At 68.6% G+C, this 25,385-nt stretch carries 19 protein-coding genes, 1 tRNA gene and 1 pseudogene; 12 read left to right on the top strand and 9 right to left on the bottom strand.

The features are described 5' to 3' along the window. The first annotated feature begins 39 nt into the window (after positions 1-39). The 4 genes from ABH933_RS08375 (at position 40) to ABH933_RS08360 (ending at position 5,182) form a co-directional block, all read left to right on the top strand. Positions 40-1,266, top strand: coding sequence for a hypothetical protein (locus ABH933_RS08375; RefSeq protein WP_429418877.1), 1,227 nt, complete (start codon positions 40-42; stop codon positions 1,264-1,266). Positions 1,267-1,345: 79 nt separating this feature from the next. Next, positions 1,346-2,716, top strand: coding sequence for a S1 family peptidase (locus tag ABH933_RS08370; protein WP_429418875.1), 1,371 nt, complete (start codon positions 1,346-1,348; stop codon positions 2,714-2,716). 147 nt (positions 2,717-2,863) lie between these two features. After that, complete coding sequence (locus ABH933_RS08365; RefSeq protein WP_429418873.1) at positions 2,864-4,210, top strand: S1 family peptidase; 1,347 nt, start codon at positions 2,864-2,866, stop codon at positions 4,208-4,210. A 129-nt stretch (positions 4,211-4,339) separates the two neighbouring features. After that, complete coding sequence (locus tag ABH933_RS08360) at positions 4,340-5,182, top strand: NRDE family protein (RefSeq protein WP_429418870.1); 843 nt, start codon at positions 4,340-4,342, stop codon at positions 5,180-5,182. A gap of 24 nt (positions 5,183-5,206) precedes the next feature. Here ABH933_RS08360 and ABH933_RS08355 read toward each other — a convergent pair whose 3' ends face one another. Both ABH933_RS08355 and ABH933_RS08350 read right to left on the bottom strand, forming a co-directional pair. Then, positions 5,207-5,977, bottom strand: a complete 771-nt coding sequence (locus tag ABH933_RS08355) for a hypothetical protein (protein ID WP_429418868.1) — start codon at positions 5,975-5,977, stop codon at positions 5,207-5,209. 143 nt (positions 5,978-6,120) lie between these two features. Next, positions 6,121-6,870 (bottom strand): hypothetical protein, encoded by a 750-nt coding sequence (locus ABH933_RS08350; protein WP_429418866.1) that lies wholly within the window; start codon positions 6,868-6,870, stop codon positions 6,121-6,123. A 518-nt stretch (positions 6,871-7,388) separates the two neighbouring features. Between ABH933_RS08350 and ABH933_RS08345 the strand changes: the two genes are divergently transcribed. Next, positions 7,389-10,580, top strand: a complete 3,192-nt coding sequence (locus tag ABH933_RS08345; protein ID WP_429418864.1) for a (Fe-S)-binding protein — start codon at positions 7,389-7,391, stop codon at positions 10,578-10,580. A gap of 498 nt (positions 10,581-11,078) precedes the next feature. Here the strand turns inward: ABH933_RS08345 and ABH933_RS08340 are convergent, their stop codons facing one another. Further along, complete coding sequence (locus ABH933_RS08340) at positions 11,079-11,579, bottom strand: hypothetical protein (protein ID WP_429418862.1); 501 nt, start codon at positions 11,577-11,579, stop codon at positions 11,079-11,081. Between the two features lie 325 nt (positions 11,580-11,904). Between ABH933_RS08340 and ABH933_RS08335 the strand changes: the two genes are divergently transcribed. The 3 genes and pseudogenes from ABH933_RS08335 to ABH933_RS08325 all read left to right on the top strand — a co-directional run. Further along, a complete protein-coding gene (locus ABH933_RS08335) occupies positions 11,905-13,242 on the top strand; it encodes an XRE family transcriptional regulator (protein WP_429418860.1) in 1,338 nt (445 codons plus the stop codon). A gap of 25 nt (positions 13,243-13,267) precedes the next feature. After that, entirely contained in the window at positions 13,268-14,524 is a 1,257-nt protein-coding gene (locus ABH933_RS08330; RefSeq protein ID WP_429418859.1) for a pyridoxal phosphate-dependent aminotransferase, read from the top strand. Between the two features lie 447 nt (positions 14,525-14,971). Continuing rightward, positions 14,972-16,246, top strand: a pseudogene (locus ABH933_RS08325) (YibE/F family protein); the annotation flags it as partial. 874 nt (positions 16,247-17,120) lie between these two features. On the opposite strand, the gene ABH933_RS08320 reads toward ABH933_RS08325, so the two are convergent. After that, positions 17,121-18,575 carry an Hsp70 family protein gene (locus ABH933_RS08320; protein WP_429418857.1) on the bottom strand — a complete coding sequence of 485 codons (1,455 nt, stop codon included), beginning with the start codon at positions 18,573-18,575 and terminating at the stop codon, positions 17,121-17,123. 184 nt (positions 18,576-18,759) lie between these two features. Beyond that, the gene (locus ABH933_RS08315; protein ID WP_215922250.1) at positions 18,760-20,082 is read right to left on the bottom strand and encodes a UDP-glucose dehydrogenase family protein; all 1,323 of its coding nucleotides are present in this window, start codon (positions 20,080-20,082) and stop codon (positions 18,760-18,762) included. A 259-nt stretch (positions 20,083-20,341) separates the two neighbouring features. Between ABH933_RS08315 and ABH933_RS08310 the strand changes: the two genes are divergently transcribed. Together ABH933_RS08310 and ABH933_RS08305 are read left to right on the top strand one after the other, a co-directional pair. Next, on the top strand, positions 20,342-20,890 hold the full coding sequence (locus ABH933_RS08310; RefSeq protein ID WP_308166848.1) for a YdcF family protein: 549 nt from the start codon (positions 20,342-20,344) through the stop codon (positions 20,888-20,890). Positions 20,891-21,013: 123 nt separating this feature from the next. Further along, positions 21,014-22,657 (top strand): purine-cytosine permease family protein, encoded by a 1,644-nt coding sequence (locus tag ABH933_RS08305; RefSeq protein WP_429418854.1) that lies wholly within the window; start codon positions 21,014-21,016, stop codon positions 22,655-22,657. Positions 22,658-22,745: 88 nt separating this feature from the next. Here the strand turns inward: ABH933_RS08305 and dcd are convergent, their stop codons facing one another. Continuing rightward, positions 22,746-23,321: a dCTP deaminase gene (dcd, locus tag ABH933_RS08300; RefSeq protein WP_215922252.1), complete on the bottom strand. Its 576-nt coding sequence runs from the start codon at positions 23,319-23,321 to the stop codon at positions 22,746-22,748. A gap of 101 nt (positions 23,322-23,422) precedes the next feature. Between dcd and ABH933_RS08295 the strand changes: the two genes are divergently transcribed. Further along, positions 23,423-23,496 (top strand) — tRNA-Gly (locus tag ABH933_RS08295). Between the two features lie 62 nt (positions 23,497-23,558). On the opposite strand, the gene ABH933_RS08290 is transcribed toward ABH933_RS08295, so the two are convergent. The 3 genes from ABH933_RS08290 to ABH933_RS08280 all read right to left on the bottom strand — a co-directional run bounded on the left by ABH933_RS08290 (position 23,559) and on the right by ABH933_RS08280 (position 24,515). Beyond that, positions 23,559-23,888, bottom strand: coding sequence for a hypothetical protein (locus ABH933_RS08290; RefSeq protein ID WP_429418852.1), 330 nt, complete (start codon positions 23,886-23,888; stop codon positions 23,559-23,561). Between the two features lie 119 nt (positions 23,889-24,007). Beyond that, a complete protein-coding gene (locus ABH933_RS08285) occupies positions 24,008-24,304 on the bottom strand; it encodes a hypothetical protein (RefSeq protein ID WP_215922254.1) in 297 nt (98 codons plus the stop codon). Continuing rightward, positions 24,291-24,515: a hypothetical protein gene (locus ABH933_RS08280; protein WP_429418850.1), complete on the bottom strand. Its 225-nt coding sequence runs from the start codon at positions 24,513-24,515 to the stop codon at positions 24,291-24,293. Before ABH933_RS08280 ends, ABH933_RS08285 begins: the two co-directional genes overlap by 14 nt. A gap of 62 nt (positions 24,516-24,577) precedes the next feature. Here ABH933_RS08280 and ABH933_RS08275 point away from each other — a divergent pair, with 62 nt between their 5' ends. Beyond that, positions 24,578-25,363, top strand: coding sequence for an alpha/beta fold hydrolase (locus tag ABH933_RS08275; RefSeq protein WP_429418848.1), 786 nt, complete (start codon positions 24,578-24,580; stop codon positions 25,361-25,363). Positions 25,364-25,385 lie beyond the last annotated feature (22 nt).

The following is a 25,385-nucleotide window of genomic DNA, read 5'->3' as shown; positions in this document are numbered from 1 at the left end:
CAGCGGGATCTCGGGATGGACCGGAGCGAGGTAACGAGGATGGCCACAGGGGTGGGCCTGCGAATCGCCGAGGACGAATGCCTGGCGGCGATCGTCAGCTCGACGACGCCTGAGCCGGGCGCGCCCGCGCCCGAACCTCTCTTCGTCGTGCGCGAACCGATCCTGTACATGTCCGACGACGGCGACACCGAACTCGGTGGCGATCCCCCGGGTGGCCACTCCCACGCGATCACGGGATTCGTCGCGGCCGTGGGCGATCCGGCCGGCATCCCGGTCGACGAGGGTGAGGCCTATCGCGCCGAGGACCTGGTGGCCACGGCCCTGTTCTGCCTGATCGATCTGGCCGCGGCGCATCTGAACGGTCCCGCGGAGTTCTATGCCGTGCATCCCGCGCACTGGCCCGCCGCTCAGGTGCTGGCCCTGCGCGATGCGCTGGACTATCTGGGACTGCGATCGGTGGTGCTGATCAGCGAGTCGATCCTGCCCGATGTGCACTCCGGCCGGGAGGTGGCCACCGCGGCCGCGCGCGGCGCGCTGGCGTCGGTGCTGTCGACCCCCGCCGGGGCGGCCCCGCCGGATCCGACCCGCACCGAAAACTCGTTGGAGTCCACCGACATTCTGCCCGCGATCCCGACACCGGAGGCACATGCGCAGGCCTACTCCGCGGCGATCCCGGTGCATGCGATGGCGGTGGAACCACCGATCACATCGCAGGGCGATGCCGAGGCCGGCGAATCGAGCGAACCCCCCGCGACGAAACTGGCTCCGCCCGTTGTCCTTCCGGCGGCCGTCCGCTCCCGGCGCACCCCGCTGCTGATCGCCGCCGCGGCGATCATCGGCCTGCTGCTCGGCGGGATCGTCGTCGCTGCGGCACTGCAGGGCAATGGTTCCCCGAGTCCGCAATCCTCCGATGCCCGTTCGCCATTGACGCCTACCGCACCGGTGACGACCCGGGCCCCGGCGACCGTGCTCGCGCCGCCCCCGACCACCCGCGAACCCGCGCAGATTCCGGTGCACCGTCCCGCCCCGACGACGCCCCCGCCGCCGGCCACCACACCGCCGCCGGCCACCACCACGACGACGCCCGACCCGAGCTCCATCACCGCGACCCCGTCCCGGCCCTGGCGCACCCCCACGACCCAAACGCCGTTCAACCCTTACAATTTCGACCCCTTCGACCCCAATACCTACGATCCCTTCTACCCGACGAATCCCACCGCCCCGGCGGCCCCGTACGTCTGGTCACCACCGGCGGGGACTCCATGATCAGTTCGTAGCGAACTTCACGCGCTTGTGCCCTAAAGTGGTGCGCTGACACACATCTGTGCCTTATCGAAGGGACTTCATGCGCCACCCGAGGGGCCGTCGCGCAACGGTCAAAGTTTGTACCGTCGCGTTCGCCTCGACCCTGCTCCTGAGTCCCTTACTGGCCACCGCACCCGCCACCGCGGCCCCGGTCGCCGGCGGCCCCGTTCAGCTCTCGGCCGACAAGCTGCCGCCCGCACTGGCGCAGGCCATCGCCCGCGACCTGAAGATGACCCCGGCGGAGTATCTCGATCGCGCCGCCAAGGCACAGCAGCTACGCGACTACGCGCACAACTTCCGCTCCACCCATCCCAAGGACTTCGCCGGCGCCTGGATGACCCCGGACGGCAAGCCGGTCATGGCGGTCACCTCACTGAAAGCGGCGCACCTGGTCAGCTCCGACGGCTACCAGACCCGGCTGGCCCCGATCTCGGCGGACAACCTGGACAGCTCGCTCGATCAGCTCACCGCCTGGATCGGCACCCTGCCGCGCACGCTGTCCTCGGCGATCAACTCCGTGGCCATCGACTTCCTGAACAGCCAGCTGGTGCTCAGCGTCGCCAATACGCCCGCCGGACATCTGCTCAACCTGCCGACGCTGATCGCCAACGTGAAGGTGGTGCTCGCGCCCGACAGCGGCGGGCCGATCCAGCACCATCCGATGGGCGGGGACACCTACATCAGCGCGCCCACCTCGCTGCACGATTCCGCGCTCAAGACCGTGGACGTGTGCTCGTTCGGGTTCAACAGCACCGACAAGCACGGCAACGCACTCAATATCAGTGCGGGACACTGCGATCCGAACCTGGGCAAGGGTGATCAGCAGGCGGGCGTGTGGGTGCCCGACCCGCATAACCTCAAGTCCAGCCCGCAGGCCGGCACGTTCGCCGCCGCCCGCCTCGGCGGCGCGAGCGGCCTGGACTACTCGGTGATCAAGCTGACCGATCGCGCGGTGAAGGCCGGCATGGACCAGCCCCAGGTGCGGGGCGCGAACGGCACCACCCTCACCGTCACCGGCACCGCCGAGCCGGTGACCGGCGCGCCGCTGTGCAAGTCGGGCCAGTCCTCGACCTTCACCTGCGGCTTCGTGGTGGCGGACCGGGTCGAGACGCAGCTGTACACCGCCGAGGGCGAATCCAAGACGGTGCGCGGTTTCGCCAGCTCGGCCTGCACACTGGGCGGCGACAGCGGCGGCGCCATCGTGACCGGCACGCTGGCGCTGGGCATCACCAGCGGCTCCAACGCGGCCGACGCACCGGACTGCAAGGAGGCCAATATCGACCTCGCGCAGTACGGCGGCACCGCCTCGCTGGGCATCCCGATCCGCTCGATCCTGTCCGATATCGACGCCGGTTCCGGCGGTGGTCTCGGCTCGGGCATCTCGATCCGGACCCGCCCCAACGCCGGATAAGAGCAGACCGAGGTGGCGGGGCAGGGGTTTGCATCAATGTTGCATGCCCGTGAACATCGGACAAACCGCGGCGGCGTGCGCAAACGCGCCCCGAAATACACGCCGAGATGAGTAGGCATTACCGTGCGAACCCCATATAGTCGGCACATGCTTCTGCCACGCACCCTGTCGTCGCATGCTGCCCTCCGCAGCTCGCGCACCCGTATCCGCAATGCCGCCATCGCCGCCTCGGCGGCGGCGCTAGTCCTGGGTCCGCTGACAGCGACGGCATCGGCCGATCCGGCGCCGGCGCAGGCGCCGAACCTGCCGCCGGCCCTGGTCGCGGCAGTGCAGAAGGATCTGAAGATCTCCCCGCAGGAGTACCTGCGCCGGGCCGACGTGGCCCAGCACGTCGCCACGTTCACCACCACCGCGCAGCGCCAGTTCCCGCAGACCTTCGCCGGCGCGTGGCTGGACCAGAACGGTAAGGCCGTGGTCGGGCTGGCTCCGGGCCAGGGCCACGACGACGCCGCCAAGGCGGTCAAGGCCGCCGGGTACCAGGTCAAAGAGGTCGCCAAGAGCGAGACCGAACTGCGCAGCGAGAAGAACGCCTTCCAGCAGTGGCTGGCCGGGCAGCCCAAGTCGGTGGCCGCGCAGGTGCGTGGTGCGGTGATCGACACGATCAGCAATGCCCTCGCCGTGCGGGTGGACAAGTCCGGCCTGCCGATGCCCGGATTCATCGACCCGTCGCGAGTGCTGGTGATGGCCGCGGCCCCGGCCGGGCCGCAGCAGTCCGACATGCGCACGGCCACCGCGATCGCGGATCGCAGCGGGGCTCCGATCGCCGCGGGTGACGCATACGCCTCGGTGGCGGGCAAAACCCAGCTGATCTGCTCGTCCGGTTTCAACGGCACCGACTCCCGCGGCGCCGTGGTGAACATCACCGCCGGTCACTGCGACCCGAACATCCCCGCCGCCGGCACCTCCAACGCCCCCGGCATGTTCGAGGTGCTGCCGGGCAACGAGCTGGGCCCGCAGGTCGGCACCTTCGCCAAGTCGGTGCTCGGCGCCGAGGACTACTCGATCGTGTCCATCAACGCCGCCAACCGGGGCCGGTTCAGCAACAACCTGGTCCGGGTTCCGGGCCGGGCGCCGATCGCGATCACCGGCGTGGTGGATCCGGTGGTGGGCCAGCCGATCTGCAAGGTGGGCTCCCGCACCGGCTTCAGCTGCGGCGTCGTGAACGCGGTCGATCAGGAGGTCCAGGTCGGCGATCACAACCTGGAGCACTCCTTCTCCGCCAACATCTGCGCGCTGCCCGGTGACAGCGGCGGCCCGCTGGTCTCCGGCACGAACGCGGTCGGCGTGTCCAGCGCCTCCTCGGTGGCCGACTACCCGATCTGCGAGATCCCCAACATCATCGGCGCGGTGACCGGTAACGCTCCCCAGCTGTTCGCCCAGCCGATGCGCGCGATCCTCGCGGACAACCCGGGCCTGCGGGTGCGCACCAACTGAGACAGCCACGACGAGGGCCGGCAGCATTCGCTGCCGGCCTTTTTCGTGTCCGAACCTCTGCTGCCCGTTCCCTGTCCCAGCGGCTCATCCCGGCCCGTCACCCGCCGAATTTCCGGCATGCTTGGGGGTATGTGTCTGGTGTTGACGGGTTGGCGGGCGCACCCGGAGTATCGGCTGATCGTCGCGGCGAACCGGGATGAGTTCTATACCCGGCCCACCGAATCCATGCGCTGGTGGCCCGAGGTGACCGGCCTGCTGGCGGGCCGCGACCTGGGCGCGAGCGGCGCCATCCCTGGCACCTGGCTGGGCCTGTCGCGCACGGAGAGCCGGTTCGCGACGGTGACCAACGTCCGCGGCCCCCGGGAGAATCGCCCCGACGCCCGCTCGCGCGGCGCGCTGCTGATGGATTTCCTGCGCGGCGAGGCGGGGCCGGAGAAGTTCGTGCGCGCCACCGCGGCCGCCGCCGACGAGTACAACGGTTACAACCTGATGATTTCGGATCTGGAAACGCTGTGGTGGCACAGCAATCGCAGCGCGCTGACCCCGCTCGAGCTCACCCCGGGCCTGCACGGGATATCCAACGGCGCCCTGCTGGCCTCGGTGGACCCGCTGGGCGACAACGGCATTCACACCGACACGGGCGCGCCCGCGTGGCCGAAGGTGCACGAGGGCCTGCGCGGTCTGCGCGCGGTGATCGCCGCGGATCCGGGCGATGTGGACGGCTATTTCGCGGTGCTGGCCGACCGCACGCCCGCCCGCGACGACGAGCTGCCGGACACCGGCCTGTCGCCCTCGCGCGAGCGTGCGGTGTCCTCGCGGTTCATCGCCAGCACCCTGCACGGAACCCGATGCAGCACGGTGCTGTTGGTGCGCGAGGACGGCAGCTTCGAGATCGCCGAGCGCTCGTTCGCGCGCCTGGGCGACCCCACCGGCGAGGTCTCGTTCACCGGACGACTGCGGCTCCCTGCCTGAGCGGCGGGCCGGGAGCGCCCGGCGTCAGTGCGGCTTCGTGGCCTGCGGCTTGGGCTGGGGCTGAGGCGCCACCGGCGCCGGGTTCGAGGCGTTGGCCCACTGCGTGGAGCCGTCGGGCGCCTGCAGCGTGTTCTGCAGTTCGACGGCGGAGGACTGCAGCGTGGGGCCGCCGGCCGCGATGGTGCCCAGCACGCCGCCGCCGATGGCGCCGACGACCAGGCCCGGAATGCAGATCAGGAAGAACGTGAGCACGCACCCGATGGCGCCGCCGATCAGCGCGCCGATGAGGCCGCCGACGGCGAAGGCCAGGCCCGCCTTGGTCGCGAAGTCGTTGAAGGCGCGCTGATCCTCGACCGGCGAGGCGATCTGCTTCAGATTCAGCGGCTTGCCGTCGATCGAGGCGCCCACGAGCCGCGGCGCGACCGGCTTGCTCAGATCCACTCCGGCGGGCCGCTGCGGCGTCAGATCCAGCTCGCGGCCGTCCTCGCGCACCACGGGGGTGACCGGAATCCGCGCGCCGGAGATGCTGAAGTTCAGCGGCAGCTCGAGCGCTACGTTCCCGGCCCGATCCTTGACCCGCACGACCTGCTGTTTCGTGTCGGGCGTCGCGCCCGCCTGGTCGACCAGCTGGAACGTCCCGCTCTTCAGCTTGGTGACGACCGTCTTGCCGACCGCCCGGGCCGAATAGTCGATTTGCTGCGACACGGGCGCCGGAGCGGCGTGGGCGGTTCCGAGCGCGATGGTCATTGCGCCGATGACCGTGGCCGCGGCCACAGTGCCTCTGCGGAACGTCATACGGTATTTCCAATCCATCATCAGGTTCGGCGTGGATCTTAGCGGAACAGTTCGAGACAGACCGGTCTTCCGGTGGGCGTACCCACAAGTACGGCCCGCTCCCCCGAGGGGAAGCGGGCCGTACCGATGCCGATTTCCGGCGGTCAGTGCTTTTTCTGCGGAGCGGGAGCCGGAGCCGGGGGCGCGGCCGTCTCGGTCCACTTGGTGGTGCCCGGCTTGGCATTGAGGGTGTTGACCAGGTCGTAACCCGCCGCGACCAGGGTCGGGCCGCCGAAGGCGAGGGTGCCGAGGATGCCGCCGATGGTGGCGCCGGTCGGGAGGCCGACGAGGCATCCGACGACAATGCCGATCAGGCCGATGGCGCAGCCGACGATCGCGCCGACCGCCAGGCCGACGAAGCTGCCGATGCCGACGGCCAGGCCGAACTTGGTCGAGAAGTCGTTCATCGCCGCGTTGTCCTCCACCGGGGAGGCGATCGGCTGCGCGACGATCTTCTGCTTGTTCGCGGCGAGCGCGGTGGTCTGAATCGGGGAGGCGACCGGCTGGGCGAACAGGGTCTGCTTCGAAATGTTCATGGCCGCGGGCTTCTGCGGGGTCAGCTCCAGGACCCGGCCGTTGTCCTTGATCATCGGCTGGACCGGAATCTGCACGCCGGAAACGCGGTAGTCCACCGGCATCGCCATGGCGATATTGCCGGCCTTGTCTTTCACATTGATGATCTGCTGGTGCTTATCAGCGGGAGTCGCACCCGGCTTGTCAACCAGCTGAAAGGTCCCCCCCTTGAGCGTGGTCACCACAGCCTTGTTCACCATTTGGATCGAGTAGTCGATCAACTGGTCCTTGGTGGGCGCCGGCGCGGGGCCGGCATGGGCGGTACCCATCGCGATTGTCATCGAGCCGATGACAATCGCGGCACCCGCAGTAGCGCTGCGGAACTTCATTCGGTTTTCCAATCCATCATCAGGTGCTGCCGTGCACCTCTCTCGACCGCGAGAGCCCACGCTTCCCTCGAGGCACCGTGGCGCCCGCGGGAGCCCTCCCCGAGCGGTGTAGAGATTTTGCACAGCAAAGCAGGACGTCGTGAGCCTAATCCAAGAGCTCCCGGGATGCGAGATCCTTTTCCTCCCAAGGGGAGTAGGCGTGTCCCTGCACCCGTGCATTCGCCCGGATTTACCGTTGTAGGGGCTCGCCCTATCGCAAAAGCCCTGGAACCGCGCGTGAGTCGAGTCACATCACGTGCGAATAAGCCCCCGCCAGCTGGGGCGCACGACGCCGCGATCGTAGTATGGGCACGTAAGTTACCGATGGGTAACTTACTGGCAGTTAGTATGCGATGCAACCGCGGTGGCATCAGCCCTGCCGCCGACAGCTCGGCAACGCCGAGTTGGTTGAACTACAGGAAGGTCGCGACATGAATGCCCTGACAGCGACGCTGGGCACGATTGGTGTCCTCGTCAGCATCCCTTGTTGGGCGTTGTTCGTGTGGGGTGTGTGGAAGATCGTTCGCGCCATCCGCCTCGGGCAGCCCGCGCCGGATCGCTGGCATCCGTTCATCCCACGCCTTGCCACCATGATCAAGGAGTTCCTGGCGCATACCCGGATGGTGAAGTTCCGCACCGTCGGCTGGGCGCACTGGCTGGTGATGATCGGCTTCCTGCTCGGCTTCATTCTGGTCTTCCAGGCCTACGGGCAGATCTTCAGCCCGACATTCACCTGGCCCTGGGTGGGCCACACGCTCGTGTATCACCTGATCGACGAGTTGCTGGGCATCGCAACGGTCGTCGGTGGCGTGGCGCTGATGACCATCCGTCAGCTCAACCACCCGCGCGTGCCCGCGAGGCTGTCCCGCTTCAGCGGCTCGAACTTCCTGGCCGCGTACTTCGTCGAGTGGGTCGTTCTGCTCGAGGGCCTCGGCATGGTGGGCGTGAAGTCCGCGGTGATCAGCTACACCGGCGAGTCGAACGCGGCCAGCGACTTCCTGACCATGCAGATCGCCAAGGTGCTGCCCGCCAGCGCGGCCCTGGTCTCGATCCTGGCCTTCGTCAAGCTGATGTCCGCGATGGTCTGGCTGGCCGTGGTCGGCCAGAACATCAACTGGGGCGTGGCGTGGCACCGGTTCGCGGCCTTCTTCAACATCTACTTCAAGCGCGAGGACGACGGCGGCGTCGCCCTGGGTGCGGCCAAGCCGATGACCTCCAAGGGCAAGGCGCTGGTCGACATGGAGGCCATCGACCCCGACAACGACACCCTCGGCGTCGGCAAGATCGAGGACTTCTCCTGGAAGGGGTGGCTGGACTTCACCACCTGCACCGAGTGCGGCCGCTGCCAGTCGCAGTGCCCCGCGTGGAACACCGGCAAGCCGTTGTCGCCCAAGCTGTTGATCATGTCGCTGCGCGACCACGGCCAGGCCAAGGCTCCCTATCTGCTCGCCGGTGGCCGCAAAGACATGGGCGGGGACGAGATCGGCCTGGTCGATGCCGAGGGCACGCCGAACGAGGCGGCGCTGGCGAAGATCTCCGAGGCCGCGCGCGCCGAGGCCGAGCGTCCGCTGGTCGGCGCTGAGGACGTGAGCGGCATCATCGATCCCGAGGTGCTGTGGAGCTGCACCACCTGTGGCGCGTGCGTGGAGCAGTGCCCGGTGGATATCGAGCACGTCGACCACATCATCGATATGCGCCGCTACCAGGTGCTGATCGAATCGGAGTTCCCGTCCGAGCTCGCGGGCCTGTTCAAGAATCTGGAGAACAAGGGCAACCCCTGGGGGCAGAACGCCAAGGACCGGCTCAACTGGATCTCCGAGCTGGACTTCGACATTCCGGTCTTCGGGCAGGACGCCGAGACCTTCGAGGGCTACGAGTACCTGTTCTGGGTCGGCTGCGCCGGCGCTTACGAGGACCGCGCCAAGAAGACCACCAAGGCGGTCGCGGAGCTGCTGGCCACCGCCGGTGTGAAGTTCATGGTGCTGGGCCAGGAGGAGACCTGCACGGGCGACTCGGCGCGCCGCGCGGGCAATGAATTCCTGTTCCAGCAGCTGGCGATGCAGAACATCGAGACGTTCAACTCGGTGTTCGAGGGCGTCGAGGCGTCCAAGCGCAAGATCGTCGTGACCTGTGCGCACTGCTTCAACGCGCTGAACAACGAGTACCCCCAGGTGGGCGGCACCTACGAGGTCGTGCACCACACCCAGCTGCTCAATCGCCTGGTGCGCGGTAAGCAGCTGGTGCAGGTGAAGCCGGTGTCGGAGAAGGTCACCTATCACGACCCGTGCTACCTGGGCCGGCACAACAAGATCTACAACGCGCCGCGTGAGCTGATGAGCGCGTCGGGCGCCACCCTGACCGAAATGCCGCGGCACGCAGAGCGTTCCATGTGCTGTGGCGCCGGTGGCGCCCGGATGTGGATGGAGGAGCAGCTCGGTAAGCGGATCAACCTCGATCGCGTAGACGAGGCACTGGCGACGCTGGACGGCGGTAACTCCCCGTCGATGATCGCGACCGGCTGCCCGTTCTGCCGGGTGATGCTCACCGATGGTGTGACCGCGCGCAAGGATTCGGGCGAGGTCGGGCAGGGTGTCGAGGTGGTCGATGTGGCGCAGCTGATGCTGCAGTCCATCGAACGGGTCGAACCGGCGACGCTGTCGGAGAACCTGCGGGTGATCCAGGAGCCGAAGCGGGCCGAGCCGGAGCCGGTTTCGGCGCCCGAGCCGGCCGCGGCGGCCGCCGCCGAGGCGCCGACCGCGGAGACGCCGGCCGCCGCACCGGCCAAGCCGGCGGCCAAGGGCCTGGCCATGAAGGGCGGCATGGCGCCGGGCGGCAAGGGCCTGGCCATGAAGGGCGCGGCAAAGGCGCCCGGGGCCAAGGCGACTCCCGCCGCACCAGCCGCCGAGCCGACCGAGGCTCCGGTCGCCGATGCGCCCGCCGCACCCGCGAAGGGCCTGGCGATGAAGGGTGCGGCGAAGACGCCCGGGGGCAAGGGCCTGGCCATGAAGGGTGTCGCAAAGGCGCCCGGAGGCAAGGCAACTCCCGCCCCGGCACCGGCCGCCGAGGCCACCGACGCACCGGCCACGGACGCGCCCGCAGCACCGGCCGCGAAGCCCGGCGGCCTCTCGATGAAGGGCGCCGCAAAGGCACCGGGCGGTAAGGGTTTGGCCATGAAGGGCGGCATCAAGGCACCGGGCGCCAAGCCTGCCGCCGAGCCGACACCGGCCGCGGAATCCGCGAGCGCGGCAACGGCGTCGGCTCCCGCGGCCGCGGAATCGGCTCCGGCCGAGGCGACCTCGGTGGAGTCCAAGCCGACGGTGGCCCCGAAGGGCCTGGCCATGAAGTCCGGCTTCAAGCGTCCCGGCCCCAAGGCTCCGGGTGCGGCCAAGCCCGCGGCCCCCGCCGAGGCGGCACCGGCCGAGGCGGCACCGGCCGAGGCGGCACCGGCAACGCCGAATGCCGAACCCGCTGCTGCCACGGAATCGGCGGTGGCACAGACGACATCGAAGGTCACCGATGCTCCGGCCGACTCCGACGGCAACGGCGCGCCGAAGCCGCCGACCGCCAAGCCGGGCGGCATGGGCTTCAAGTCCGGAGCGAAGGCTCCCGGCCGCAAGGGCTGATCCGCACAATCACACCCGAGGGGTGCGTCGCCGACCATCGGTGACGCACCCCTCGGTGTATCCGCACCCAGTACCGCCGTGTCACCGACACCGCCACGCATCGCAGTGCGCCCGCCAGACCGCGGCGGTCACTGAAGCATCGGACCACCTCGGCCATCGCGGACCGCCAGCGGCCTGGCCTCCATGTGCACCGACGCCGGGGCGAACTCGGCCTCCGCGTCGGCATGCAACTCGAGGACGACTGCGGGGGTTCGTGGCCGAGGCCACCGGAAGTGAGGCATCCGGCTGAGCTCCACGGGCATCGCGCGGATCACGCTGACCCGCTTGGGAATCGCCTCGGTGCTGCCGGCAGCTTCTCCTCCGCCTACGGCAGTCGGCGGTTCCGTTGAGCGGCCGGGACAGCCGTACTCAACGCGGGATGTGCCCGCGCACCGGGTCCGCCCCGTCGACTGCCGGGAAGGGGCGGACCCGGATCGGGGCGGCGAGGACCGTCTGCGGTCAGTCCTCGCCGCCGCCCACCGCCAGCGCTGTCGTGATCACGACCGACAGGGGTGGGAGTGTGGCGCCGGGAGCCTCGCGGGGGTACGCACCCCGGCCCGCCCCGGCGCGGACCGGCATGGTCCGGGTGGGCGGCACGATCCAGTGGCAGCCCTCCCGGGTCCAGCGGCCCAGACCGGTCGGCAGCATGACCGCGCTGCCGATGCCGGGAATGCCGATATCCAGGCGATTGAGCACGTCCACAACGCGATTCGCGGGGCGCTCGTCGGGGGTCACCACGAAGCTCCAGCGGATCTGGCGGGCCAGCATCGGGACCGATACGCCCTGGTCCGCCAGGGCCGTGCGCACCCGCTCGGCCCGCAGGACGGGTAGGTGAACCACGCCGATGCTGCCTGTGATCGGTAGCATGACGAATCCGCCGCGCTCGGTCACCGGCAGCGCGAACTCGTGCCGGTACAACGCAACCCAATCCTCGACGGTTCTGAGCTTTTCGACGTTCACGGCGAACTCCCTTGCTCCCTCACCAGGTTCGCGCGTGCAGGGCCCCGCAGGTAACGTCCGACCACACGCCTTGCGCTGCCCTTCCGCTGCCCCTGGCACACGACTCCACCTCGCCGGCGCTCGGCTCCGTCGTGCGCCCAGCGCGCTGGCCTGTTGGTTCGCTCCGCTCACGGCCTGCTGTTTCGGTGATATCAGCTGCATTTCGACTGTGGCTGTGATCACCTCGCACTCGTACTCTGGACTACGAGATTCGTGCGGAAGGGATGACATCGTGGTCCGGCAGTGGTCAGGCAAGGAAGCCCGTGCCCTTCGCGATGCCAAGCGGATGAGTATCCGGGACTTCGCGGCCCACTTGGGCGTCCACGAGCGCCTGGTCTCGAAGTGGGAGGCCGGGGGCGTGCGGGTCCATCCCCGCCCGGTCAACCAGGCCGCACTGGATACATCCCTTGCCCGGTCCGACGATGTCGTGCGGGCACGGTTCGCGGCCATGCTCGATCAGCCCCTGATCGACCGCCCCGCACCTGAATTCGAGGCGCACCATGAGGATCCGGTGCGCACCCACTATTCCAGTGACGCGGAACTTTTGGCACTCGTTGACGCCGGTGCGATGAGAGGCGATGCGTTAGCAGCGATTTCGGAGAGGGATCTGATCATGGCGGCCGCCCACGAGGCCAGCGAACATGCCGGTCGAGCCGAGTCGACGAATGTCGGCGCGTCCACCTTGGAACAGCTCGATGCCGATGTCACGCGCATCGCGAACGACTACGTCCATGTGCCACCGGTACCGATGATGGTGGAGATGATGCGGGTGCGGCGGCGGGTGTACCGCCTGCTGGAGGGACACCAGAGGCCCTCGGACACCGGCCATTTGTATCTGCTGGCCGGCACCCTGTCGGGCCTGCTGGCCAATGCCAGCACCGATCTGGGCTATCACGACGCCGCGGGCGAGCAGGCGCGGGCGGCGTGGGCCTATGCGGAACTGTGCGGGCACAACGGATTACGCGCGTGGACCCGCGGCATGCAGGCCTTGATCGAGTACTGGTCCGAGCGGCCGCGGCGGGCGGTGCTGCTGGCGCAGAGCGGGCTGCAGTTCGCCGATTCGGCCACGGCGCAGGTGCGGCTGCTCAATATCGAGGCCCGCATCTGGTCCAGGCTGGGTTCGACCTCCGATACCGAACGCTGCATTCACGCGGCCGACGCGGCCCGCACGGGCACCGTCACCGATGTGCTGCACGACGAGGTCGGCGGCGTCTTCGGATTCAACGAGCCCAAGAGCCAGTACTACGCCGGCGCCACCTACATCCACCTCGGCCAGGCCGCGCCCGCGCTGACCGCCACCGCGCACGCCATCGACCTGTACGCCAACGGCCCCGAGGAGCAGCGCTCGTACGGCGCCGAATCGCTGGCGCGGGTGGACAACGCGACCGCGCACCTGATCAACGGCAGCCTCGACGGCGCCACGGAATCGGTGCGCCCGGTGCTGGAGCTGTCCGAGGACATGCGGATCGCGCAGCTCGAGGAGCGGTTGACCGGACTGCGCATGCGCATCGCCGGGCCCACGTTCCGGGCCGCCATCGAGGCGCGCCGCCTGGATGAGCGGATCGAGGAATTCTGCGGGGCCACCGCCGCGCGCGGGATGCTCCCGGTGAACCCGGCATCCTGAAATCCTGTTTGCTGGTGGTGGCACCATGGGACGGGTGAGTCCTACCAGCCAGTCACCTCAGCGCCCGAGATCGCTGGAGCAGTCGACCAAGCTCCAGAACGTCCTGTACGAGATCCGGGGGCCGGTACACGCGCATGCGGCACGGCTGAAAGCCGAAGGACATCGCATTCTCGAGCTCAACATCGGCAACCCCGCGCCGTTCGGCTTCGACGCGCCCGATGTGATCATGCGCGACATGATCGCGGCCCTGCCCTACGCGCAGGGATATTCGGAGTCCAAGGGCATCCTGTCCGCGCGGCGGGCGATCGTGACCCGGTACGAGCTGGTCGCGGGCTTCCCGGAGTTCGACGTCGATGACGTCTATCTGGGCAACGGCGTCTCCGAGCTGATCACCATGACCATGCAGGCGCTGCTGAACAACGGCGACGAGGTGCTGATCCCGGCGCCGGACTATCCGCTGTGGACGGCGATGACCAGCCTGTCCGGCGGCACGCCCGTGCACTACCTGTGCGACGAGTCCAATGGCTGGCAGCCCGATGTCGCCGACATCGAATCGAAGATCACCGAGCGCACCAAGGCACTGCTGGTCATCAACCCGAACAATCCGACCGGCGCGGTGTACTCGGCCGAGGTGCTACAGCAGCTGGTGGATCTGGCGCGCAAGCACAACCTGCTACTGCTGGCCGACGAGATCTACGACAAGATCCTCTACGACGACGCCAAGCACATCTCGCTGGCGACATTGGCACCCGACCTGCTGTGCCTGACCTTCAACGGCCTGTCCAAGGCGTATCGGGTGGCAGGCTACCGCTCCGGCTGGCTGGTCATCACCGGCCCGAAGGAGCATGCCGAGGGCTTCCTGGAGGGCATCGACCTGCTGGCCTCCACCCGGCTGTGCCCGAACGTGCCCGCTCAGCACGCGATTCAGGTGGCCCTGGGCGGACATCAGAGCATCGAGGATCTGATTCTGCCGGGCGGGCGGCTGCTGGAGCAGCGGGATGTGGCCTGGGAGCGGCTGAACGCGATCCCGGGTGTGTCGTGTGTGCAACCCCGGGGTGCGCTCTACGCCTTCCCCCGGCTGGATCCCGAGGTGCACGAGATCCGCGATGACGCGAAACTCGTGCTGGATCTGCTGCTGCAGGAGAAGATATTGATGGTGCAGGGCACCGGCTTCAATTGGCCCTGGCACGACCATCTGCGAATCGTGACGCTGCCGTGGGCACGCGACCTGTCGGTGGCGATCGAGCGGTTCGGCAACTTCCTGGCCAGCTATCGCCAGTAGTGGCCGTGCGGGTCTCGCTCAGGCAAAACAGACCGAAGGTTTGAGAATCGAGGTTTTTGAAGACTTAACTAGCGCAAAGATCGTCGGTTTGTGTACAGTGGTTTTCGGCACCGAAAGTGCCCCGGCCGAGCCGCCTACCCCCCTGGGCCGCTCGGCCCTGGATTCAGCCGCCTACCCCCCTGGGCCGCTGAATCCCGCGGGCGGCGGAGACATCCCCCTGCTCTCCGCCGCCCCCTCCCACTTCTCCTCTCACTCGATTGCCCCGGGTTTGCTTGTCTCGAAGCAACTTTCGCTCTCACCGCCGATTCCCGGCCCTAGCTGCGCTCCCAGGGACTTCTGCACCACGATCCTCTAGGCTCGCAGCGGTCAGGCGAGACGAATGGACAGGCAGGGACCCGGCGTGAGCCAGCGTACGAGCGAACAATTCGATACGGCGCGGACGCTGGCATGAGTGATCATCACCATCACCACCATCACGATCACTCCGGTCCGATCGCGATCGGGGCCACCGCGGCCAAGGTGGTCGTCGGGCTGCTGACCAGCATCGGCGTGCTCGCGGTGATCGCCGCGGTCGTGCTGTGGCCCAGCCATCAGCACATCGACATTCCGATACCGATGCAGAACGGCGGCGGCGGGGCCGTACAGACCCAGGCCGGCACCGTGACCGTGCAGGACGTCGGGCCGTGTGGCAGTCCGTCCAACGGCAAGGTCTTCGACGACACCCCGCAGCCGCCGCCGAACAACAGCTACAGCTGCGGGCGCAGCGTGGTCTCGATCGAGTCCGGGCCGGACAAGGGCAAGCACACCCTGCTGGAGATTCCGCCCGGGCCCGATCAGCCGAAGCTGAAGGTCGGCGACCACATTCGCGTCTCCCGGCAGAACGATCCCAGCGGCACCCCCAACTACGCCTTCGAGGACTACTCGCGCGGCCTGCCGCTCACACTGATCGTGATCTTCTTCGTCGTGGTCGTCGTCGCGGTGGCGCGCTGGCGCGGCCTGCGGGCGGTGATCGGGCTGGGCCTGGCCTTCGCGGTGCTGATCGAGTTCATGCTGCCCGCCCTGCTCGACGGCAAGCCCGCGCTGCCGGTCGCGGTGGTGGCGGGCACGCTGATCCTCTATGCCGTGCTGTATCTGGCGCACGGGGTGAATCTGCGCACCAGTTCGGCGCTGCTGGGTACCCTGAGCGCGATGCTGCTGGCGACGGTGCTGTCGTGGGTGACGCTGAAGATCACCCACGTGACCGGGCTGTCGCAGGAGGACAACACCAACGTCGCCACCTACGTCCAGCACGTGAGCATCACCGGACTGCTGCTGGCGGGCTTCATCATCGGCTCGCTGGGTGTGCTCAACGACGTCACCATCACCCAGGCCTCGGCGGCGTTCGAGCTCGCCGCGATCGACGAGACGCACACGCGCCGGGATATTTTCGTCGCCGCCATGCGGGTGGGCAAGGATCACATCGCCAGCACGGTCTACACCCTGGTGCTGGCCTATGCCGGCGGCGCGCTGCCGCTGCTGCTGCTGTTCTCGGTCGCCGGGCGGTCGCTGGGCGACGTGGTCACCGGGGATGCGGTGGCGATCGAGATCGCCCGGTCCGCCGTCGGCGGCGTGTGCCTGGCGCTGTCGGTGCCGCTCACCACCGTCATCGCGGTGCTGCTGGCGCGCCCGTTCTCGCTGCGGTCCGAACCGGAACCGGAGCCCGCGCCGCGGCGCGCGCGACGCCCGAAAGAGGGTTCGGGAGAACCGCATTCCCATCGCGGCGGCGGCCAGCAGCCGCGGCGGCGCGCGGCGGAACACCGGCACACCGCGGACGACGACGATGCGCCCGACGAGGACGAGGACTACCTGCACAGCCTCTCGCGGGAGGCGTACCAGCCCAGGCAGACCGGGCGCCGCCGCGCCGATCCGGAGGGTCCGGCCCGTCACACCGCCGAGCGCAACCCGGGGCGGTCCGCCGACACCCGGGGCAACCGCCCAGCAGACACGGGAGCTCAGGCCGCCGCGCCGCACCGCCGGGTCGGTCCACGGACGGACACCCAGACGAATCGCCTTCCCCCCGAACCGGATTCGTACCGTCAGGCCCCGCCCCGACGTCATGCCGCAGACCCGGGCCGCCAGCCCACGGACCCCCGATCGACACAGCCCCCGTCGGGCCGCCGTCCGGCGGAACCCTACGGATCCACCACGGGTGGCTGGCCCACCACATCGGGCCGCCACACGGGTGCGAACTACCAGGCGCAGGCCCCCGATCCCGGATACGCGGACGACGACTACGACGAGCCGACCCACCGGCAGCAGCGCCGCACCGACAACCGGCCGGACACCGCGGGCCGCAGGTACCGGAGGGATTGGCCCACAGCCGATTACGACGAGTAGGCGCTACCTCCCGCACTACTGTCGGAATACAGCGCCTCGCAACAGCGTCCGGACGCCGCCGTGTCGTCTTATCGGCGTCGTCGTATGAACGTCGCGTCCGACCGGTCGCACTCCGTACCGGCTACTTGTCGCACCGGCATCACACCGCACCGGAATCTCGTCGGACCTGCATCATGCCGCACCGCGCGGCGCGTATTGGATGGCCGCGACCGTGGCCGGATTACTTTTGCGGAGACTGGAATTGGGGCAGGAGCGGCGGCAGGGTGGGCACCACGATCGCCGGGAGGCCCGGAACGACCACGATCGTATTGGCGCCGGGCCGGGGCGGGGCCGAGGACTGTGCGGGGTGGCGGTACGGCGGGGGTGCGGCGATCGAATCGTTGGTCGAGTCGGGGGTCGACGGTGCGATAGTGGGCGCCAGCACGACCGGCTGCGGCGCGCTGGTCGTGACCGGGGTCTGCGTGGTCTTGGTGCTCTGCGAATCTCCCTGCAGCACTTGCGGACCCCAGCCCAGAGCCAGCCCCAGCGCGGCGACCACCACCAGGGCGGCGACCGCGACACCCGCCACGCTCAGCTCACGCTTGCCGCCCAGGGCCAGCTCGCGCCCGGCGGAGGCGGCGGCCTCGCGGCCCTTGCCCGTCGCGGCACGCCGCCCGCCCAGGAGCTGCCCGACCCGACCGGCGAACACCGGTGTGCCGCCGCGCCGCCGGCGCCGGTGACGCGCGGAGAGCGAATCGTCCGCCCGGACAACGGGTAACACCTCGGTCTTGGCGTCGAAGGACACCGCCGACTCCGCGACCGTCCGGCCCGGGCGGGCCAGCAGCGCCGCCCCGCGCGCGACCACCGTCTCCGGCTGCTCGGGCACCACCACCGGAACCCTGAGCGAACGCTCGACAACCCTTGCCACCTGCGGGATCTGCGCGCCGCCGCCGATCGCGAGGACGGCCTGGACGGCCCGGTCCGAGCGCACGATCACATCGCGAGTCATCCGGGCCGACGATTCGACGGCCAGCATGATCAGCGCGTCCAGATTCTCCTGCGACAGCAGCAACAGCCCGTACTCCGACGGCAGCGCCACGGCGTTCGTGGTACTCAGCTGTTCCTTGGCGGAGCGGCACAACTCGTCGAGCTCGGCCAGGCCCTGGGCATCCGGTGGATGGGCGATGCGGCCGGAGGCGATCTGCTGCTCGCGGATCAGCAGATCCAGGTAGTCGCCGCTGATCTCGCTGGTGCGCTCGCTGTTGTGCACCTGGCGGGTGGCGACGTCGACCACGCTGACGGACAGGCCCGTGGCGCCGAAGTCGTAGAGCGCGATCGTCGCCACGCCCTGGAGCCGGCCGGCGGCCTGCGCGAATTCCACCGCCGCGGCGGCCTCGGGCATCAGTTCGTAATTGGTCAGCTGGCGGCGAGCCAGTGCGATGCGCACGGCCCGGGCATGCTGCTCGCTGCGGTACGCGATGGCGGTGGCGGCGACGCCGTGCTCGCCTCCGCTTTCGCCGCGGGTGAGCACGGCGGCGATCGCCTCCGCGGCGACCTCCTCCACCGGCTGCTCGCCGACGGGTGTGGTGTGCAGATCGAAACGGTCGGGAGCGAACTCCTGGGCGGAATTACCGGCGTGCGGATATGCGACGCGAATGGCGCCGCCCCCCACCGATATTCCCACTACCGAGCTCATCTATTGCCCATCTCGTCTCACACTTCACGACATGCGCGCGGCCACTCCTCACCACGAAAACACCCATGGCCGCGCGGTGTGAGTCACTCTACAGCGCCCATCGGCGCCATTCCCTGGGCTTGCGTGGTTACGCAAGCTGCCGCCTTCGGCCCTGACGGTCACGCCGCCAGGCCCCACCGACACCCTACGGCGTGCCGAGGCCCGCGTACACCCATCCGGCCCGACGCCATCTGGCGTGCTCGAGACAGTTGCGGCCGTCGATGATCGAGCGATTGCGGACCACCGGATTCAGATCCTCCGGGCGCAGCGCGGTGAACTCGTCCCATTCGGTGAGCACGAGCACCACATCGGCGCGATCACAGGCCTCGGCGACCGAGGTGGCGTAATTGAGCGTCGGGAACACCCGCCGCGAATTCTCCAGCGCCTTGGGGTCGTAGACGGTCACCACCGCGCCGTGCAGCTGAATCATCCCGGCGACATTGAGTGCGGGCGAATCGCGCACGTCGTCGGATTCGGGTTTGAACGCCGCGCCGAGCACCGCCACATTCGCGCCCAGCAGCGATCCGCCGACCGCGCGTGCGGCCATATCGACGACCTTCGCGCGCCGGCGCATATTGATGTTGTCGACCTCGCGCAGGAATGCCACCGCATGATCGGCGCCGAGTTCACCGGCGCGGGCCATGAAGGCGCGGATGTCCTTGGGCAGGCAGCCGCCGCCGAATCCCAGGCCCGCGTTGAGGAATCGGCGGCCGATGCGAGCGTCGTAGCCGAGCGCGTCGGCCAGCATCGTGACGTCGGCGCCGGTCGCCTCGCACACCTCGGAAACCGCGTTGATGAACGAGATCTTCGTTGCCAGAAAGGCATTCGCCGACACCTTCACCAATTCCGCGGTGGCCAGGTCGGTCTGCAGGAACGGCACCTCGGCCTCGAGCAGGTCGGCGTAGATCTCGCGGACCAGCTCGGCCACCCAGTCCGCACGCGGCCGAGCGGGATCGACGCCCAGCACCAGGCGATCGGGGCGCAGCGTGTCCCGCACCGCGAAACCCTCACGCAGGAATTCGGGGTTCCACGCCACCTCGACGTCCACCGACGCCGCTGCCCGCGCCCGCGCGCCCAGCTCGCTCGCGGTCCCGACCGGCACCGTGGACTTGCCGATGATCACCGACGGGCGCTCGAGCAGCGGCGCCAGCGAATCCACCACGGCGTGTACATATTTCAGGTCCGCGGCGTATTCGCCCTTCTTCTGCGGCGTGCCCACGCCGAGGAAGTGCACGTCGGCATGCGCGGCGGCCTCCGGATACGAGGTGGTGAAGCGCAGCCGGCCCGCGTCGAGGTTGCGCCGCAGCACCGGTTCGAGCCCCGGTTCGTAGAACGGCGTCACCCCGTCGGAGAGCTTGGCGATCTTGCCCGGGTCGACATCGACCCCGATCACATCGTGCCCGAGCTCCGCCATGCACGCGGCATGGGTGGCTCCCAGATAGCCTGTCCCGAAAACTGTGAGACGCATATTCGATTGGTAAACGTCTGCTATGGCCAGGCCGCATCGTCGAGGCAAGACTCCGGGCAACATCAGATGTACAAGCGGAAACCCGCAGGTGGTAGCGCAGTCCGGGAGCCGGTCCCGGCCGGGGGCACACACCTGAGGCGTCGATCTCACTGTTTACCATCGGTGCCATGCGACTGCGCCGCGGGACCACGACCGCCGCGGCGCACGGCCCGGCTCGCCGGTCGGCGACGCGGCGGAATCCCCGCCATGGAGAAGGCCGGTGAGACGCCGCGCCCGCCGGGGCGGAGTGAGGGCGGCCGGGGCGGCGCTCGTCCTCGCGCTCGTGGTATTCGTCGCGGCGCTGTGGCCGGTCTACGTGCACCCGCGGGTCGACGCCCCGGCCCGCGCCGACGCGATCCTGGTCCTGGGCGGGGCCCACGACGGGCGGGAGGAACTCGGCCTGCGGCTGGCCCGAGCGGGATACGCACCGCGGGTGCTGTTCTCCGACCCGTACGAGGTCAGCCCGCTGATGAACCGAATCTGCCACGGCGGCTACAGCTTCGAGGTCGACTGCTTCGACCCCCGCCCCCGGACCACCCTGGGCGAGGGCCGCGAGCTGGCCGTACGAGCCCGCGCCGGGCACTGGCGGCGGGTACTCGTGATCACCTTCACCCCACACGTCTCGAGGGCCCGCTACGTGCTCGAAAAATGCTGGGGCGGAAATATTTTCATGCTCGACGCCCAACCGGATATCTCAGTGTGGCGCTGGGCGTACAACTACGTCTACCAATCCGCGGGCTATATCAAGGCAGCCACCGAGGGTTGCTAGCTTCCGGCAACTGCCCCTGAACTACGTAACGCGTCCGTAACGGCTCGGAAAACGCGGCACCACATTGACGCATCACGCTCTGCGCAGGACCTGCTCGCGCGGGTCGGAGTGTGAGGAGTTCTCGTGGTCGACGTCGAAGATCGCCCGGCGCATGCCGCCGCCGCGACAAAGGAAACGCTGGAAGATTACACGCTGCGGTTCGCGCCGCGCAGCTACCGCAAGTGGAGTCCGGCCGTGGTCGGCGTCTCGGCCCTGGGCGGCATCGCCTACCTGGCCGACTTCTCTATCGGCGCCAATGTCGGCATCGCCAACGGCACCGGAAACGCGCTGCTGGGCATCGGCATCTTCGCGGTCGTCATCATGCTGACGGGATTTCCGCTGGCCTACTATGCCGCGCGGTACAACATCGACCTCGATCTGATCACCCGCGGCAGCGGATTCGGATACTACGGTTCGGTGATCACCAACCTGGTGTTCGCCTCGTTCACCTTCATCTTCTTCGCGCTCGAGGGCTCGATCATGGCCCAGGGACTGCAACTGGGCCTGCACATTCCGCTGTGGCTGGGATATCTTTCCTCCACGCTGCTGATCTTCCCGCTGGTCATCTACGGGATGAACACCTTGGCCAAACTGCAGGTGTGGACGACGCCGCTGTGGCTGCTGCTGATGGTGCTGCCGTTCGCGTTCCTGGTTGTGCGGCACCCGAATTCGGTGCACAGCTTCTTCGCCTACGGCGGTAAGGACGGCGGCGGGGTGAGCCTGCCCGGCGCGCTGCTGGCCGCGGGTGTGTGCTTGTCACTGATCGCCCAGATCGCCGAGCAGATCGACTATCTGCGCTTCATGCCGCCGAAAACCCCCGAGAACGCCCGCAAGTGGTGGGGCTGGATGCTGCTCGCCGGACCGGGCTGGGTCGTCTTCGGCGCGATCAAGCAGGTGGTCGGGCTGTTCCTGGCGGTCTATCTGATCGCGAATCTGCCTGGCGCGCAGGGTATCGCCAATCAGCCGGTGCATCAGTTCCTGGAGATCTACCGCGACATGGTGCCGGGCTGGCTGGCCATGACCCTGGCGGTCGGGCTGGTGGTGATCAGCCAGATCAAAATCAATGTGACCAACGCGTATTCGGGCTCGCTGGCGTGGACCAACTCGTTCACCCGCGTCACCAAGACCTATCCGGGCCGGCTGGTCTTCCTCGGAGTGAACCTCGCGATCGCGCTGATCCTGATGGAAGCCAACATGTTCGACTTCCTGAACAACATCCTGGGCTTCTACGCCAACTGCGGCATCGCCTGGATCGTCACCGTCGCAACGGATATCGCGGTCAACAAGTATCTGCTGAAGATCTCGCCGAAGCAGCCGGAGTTCCGGCGCGGCATGCTCTACAACTTCAATCCGGTTGGTCTGGTGGGCTTCGGGGCCGCGGCGGTGCTGTCGATCCTGACGTTCTTCGGGGCCTTCGGGGGGACGCTGAAGCCGTACTCGCCGATCGTCGCGGTGGTGCTGGCCTTCGTGCTGACGCCGCTGACTGCGGTGCTCACCCGCGGCAAGTTCTATCTACGGCGCACCGACGACGGCATCGAGCTGCCGATGTTCGACGAACACGGGAACCCATCGGGACAGACGCTGACCTGCCATGTGACCGGGCTGGACTTCGAGCGTCCCGACATGATCGCCTCCGCAGTCCCCGGGCCCGAGGGCGAGATCCAGTACATCAGCTCCCTGGCCCTGTCCACGGACAGGTCGGGCAGGCACGTACTGCCCGGGCACTGACCCCACCGCGTCAGGCTGTTACCCTAGCGCACCCCGTCCCGAGATCCGCACTCGTGCGGCTCCGCGCGGGGTGTGGTTGGGCGCGGTGTCAGTGGTTGGGCAGTGGAAAGTTCAGGTAGGCGCGAGATGGCGTCGGCCCGCGTTGGCCCTGATACTTCGACCCCGCCGCGGAACTCCCATAGGGATGCTCGGCGGGGCTGGTCAGCCGCAACAGGCACAGCTGACCGATCTTCATGCCCGGCCACAGGGTGATCGGCAGATTGGCCACGTTCGACAGCTCGAGCGTGATGTGACCGGAGAACCCCGGGTCGATGAACCCGGCGGTGCTGTGGGTGAGCAGGCCCAGCCGGCCCAGGCTCGACTTGCCCTCCAGCCGCCCGGCCAGATCGTCCGGGAGCGAGCACACCTCCAGCGTGGAACCGAGCACGAACTCGCCCGGATGCAGGACGAACGGCTCCCCGTCGGCGGGCTCGACGAGACTGGTCAACTCGTCCTGGCGCTGCGCCGGATCGATATGGGTGTACCGAGTGTTGTTGAACACCCGGAACATCCGGTCCAGGCGCACGTCGATGCTCGACGGCTGGACCAGTTTCTCGTCGAACGGCTCCAGCCCGAGCCGCCCACTGGCCAGCTCGGCACGAATGTCGCGATCGGAAAGCAGCACGCAGGAATCCTAGCGACCAGGGGCCCAGCCCCAGCCGGTGCCTGCGAACTTGCACCGCTCGCCCCGGCGTCTGATAAGGTTGCGAGCGCGCTCGACGCGATGCCGGTGTGGTGTAGTGGCAACACGCTACCTTCCCAAGGTCGAATTGCGGGTTCGATTCCCGTCACCGGCTCCACGACAAACCCCCATCCGCTACCGGATGGGGGTTTCGTATTTCGCGTGGGGGTTCTTCGGCCCCTATTTGATGCAGTCGGACACGATCTTCTTGGTGGCGTCCTGGGCCTTGGCGGCGTCGTCCTTGGTCAGGCCCATGGTGTTGGGGTCCTGCTGCTGGGCGTTGGCGCCGGGCTTGGTCATGAGGCGCAGGCCGTCCTGCGAGATGCCCTCGCCGACATAGATTTTCGCGGCGCAGTCGGCGAGCTGGGGATCCTTGAGACCGCTGCTCTGTAGCGACTTGGACAGGTCGTCCTGGGTGATGGCCGGTTGGGCGGGGGTTTTGTTGTCCGAACCGCAGGCCGCCAGCAGCGGCAGGGCGACGAACGCGGCGGCGATCAGCGTAATCCTCAACTGATTCCTCAATTCTCACGAAGTACGGCTACGGCGGCGGGGGGGACAGACCGCCGTGGTGATACTGCCGCATCGGACCGCGCAAGGACAGTCCAGGTGGTGTTCCCCAGCGCCGGAGGCTACAGATCCATCGCGGCGCGCAGCGCGGTGTCCAGGCGCTCGAGGGTTTCGTCGTCGACCGCGCCCGTGCGCTCGGCCAGCCAACCCCGGTAGATGCGGCCCAGATTGCCCGCGTGCACCCAGCCGTGTCCGGGAATCGTGACGGCCAGGATATCCCGCGGATCGGAGTCCAGCAGTTCGGCCGCGATCAGCCAGGGACGCGGCGACTCGTTGATGCCATCACTCGAGATCAGGATGATATTGCGACGCCGAGACGAACCGTGCGGGTTGTAGATCCACAGCTCACCCCTGCGCACGCATCGCCTCCTCGGCGGCGACCAGCTCCGCCTCGTCGTCCGTGGCGAAACCGGCCGGGTCGGGCACCGTGCCGCAGCCGGTGCGCAGCGCCTCACGCCGGGCCGCGCGGGATATCCACGCGGAGGGGGACATTCCCGCACGGGCCGCTGCCTGCTCGGCGAACGACCAGGCAGCCGCGTCCAGGGACAGCGTCACCTTACGGGTAGCCATACCAATTATCGTACCGCTCGCACACCTGTTGGCATATGGCCAATGATTGCTACCGTATCCCGGTGCTGAATCACCACCGCTCCGGCACCGGCGAGCCGCTGGTCCTGGTGCACGGCGTCGGGAGCCACTGGCAGGTGTGGGAGCCGGTGATCGCGCTACTGAAGCATTCTTTCGAGGTCTACGCCATGGACCTGCCCGGATTCGGCGCATCCGAGCCGCTCGCGCACACCACGGTCGACACCCTCACCGACGCGCTGGCGGCCTTCCTCGCCGAGACCGGTCTGGAGCGAGCGCATCTGGCGGGCAATTCCATGGGCGGGCTGATCGCGCTGAACCTCGCCGCGCGCGGCCTGGCCCGCTCGGCCACCGCGTTCTCGCCGATCGGCTTCTGGTCCACCCCCGGCCGCATCTGGTGCCAGCGGTCGCTGGGCCTGTCCAAGACGCTGGGCCTGGCCCTGCGTCCCGCGCTGCCCGCGATCCTGCGCACCCCCGCCGGACGAACCGCGTTCCTGTCCCTGGTGTTCGGCCGGGCCTGGGCCGTCGGCGCCGACGACGCACTGGCCACCGCCGAGGGCGCGATCGACTCCCCCGGGTTCGACGACGCCCTCGCCTCGTTCGATGGTGCCCGGCTGCAGGACGGCGGCCGCCTGGCCCGCGTGCCCGTCACCGTCGCCTGGGGAAACCGCGACATCCTGCTCACCTACGCGACCCAGAGCCGCCGCGCCCGCCGCCGCCTGCCCGGCGCCCGCCACCTGTCCCTGACCGGCAGCGGTCACACCCCGTTCTACGACGATCCCGCCGGATGCGCGAAGATCCTGCTCGACCAGTTGGAGGCGAGCCGGCCATGACCGCGGAGACGATCGCGCACAA

Source organism: Nocardia sp. GP40 (assembly GCF_050434125.1).
Lineage (GTDB): Bacteria > Actinomycetota > Actinomycetes > Mycobacteriales > Mycobacteriaceae > Nocardia > Nocardia albiluteola.
The sequence above is the reverse complement of the archived record's forward strand: the minus strand, read 5'-3'. Positions and strand labels throughout refer to the sequence as shown.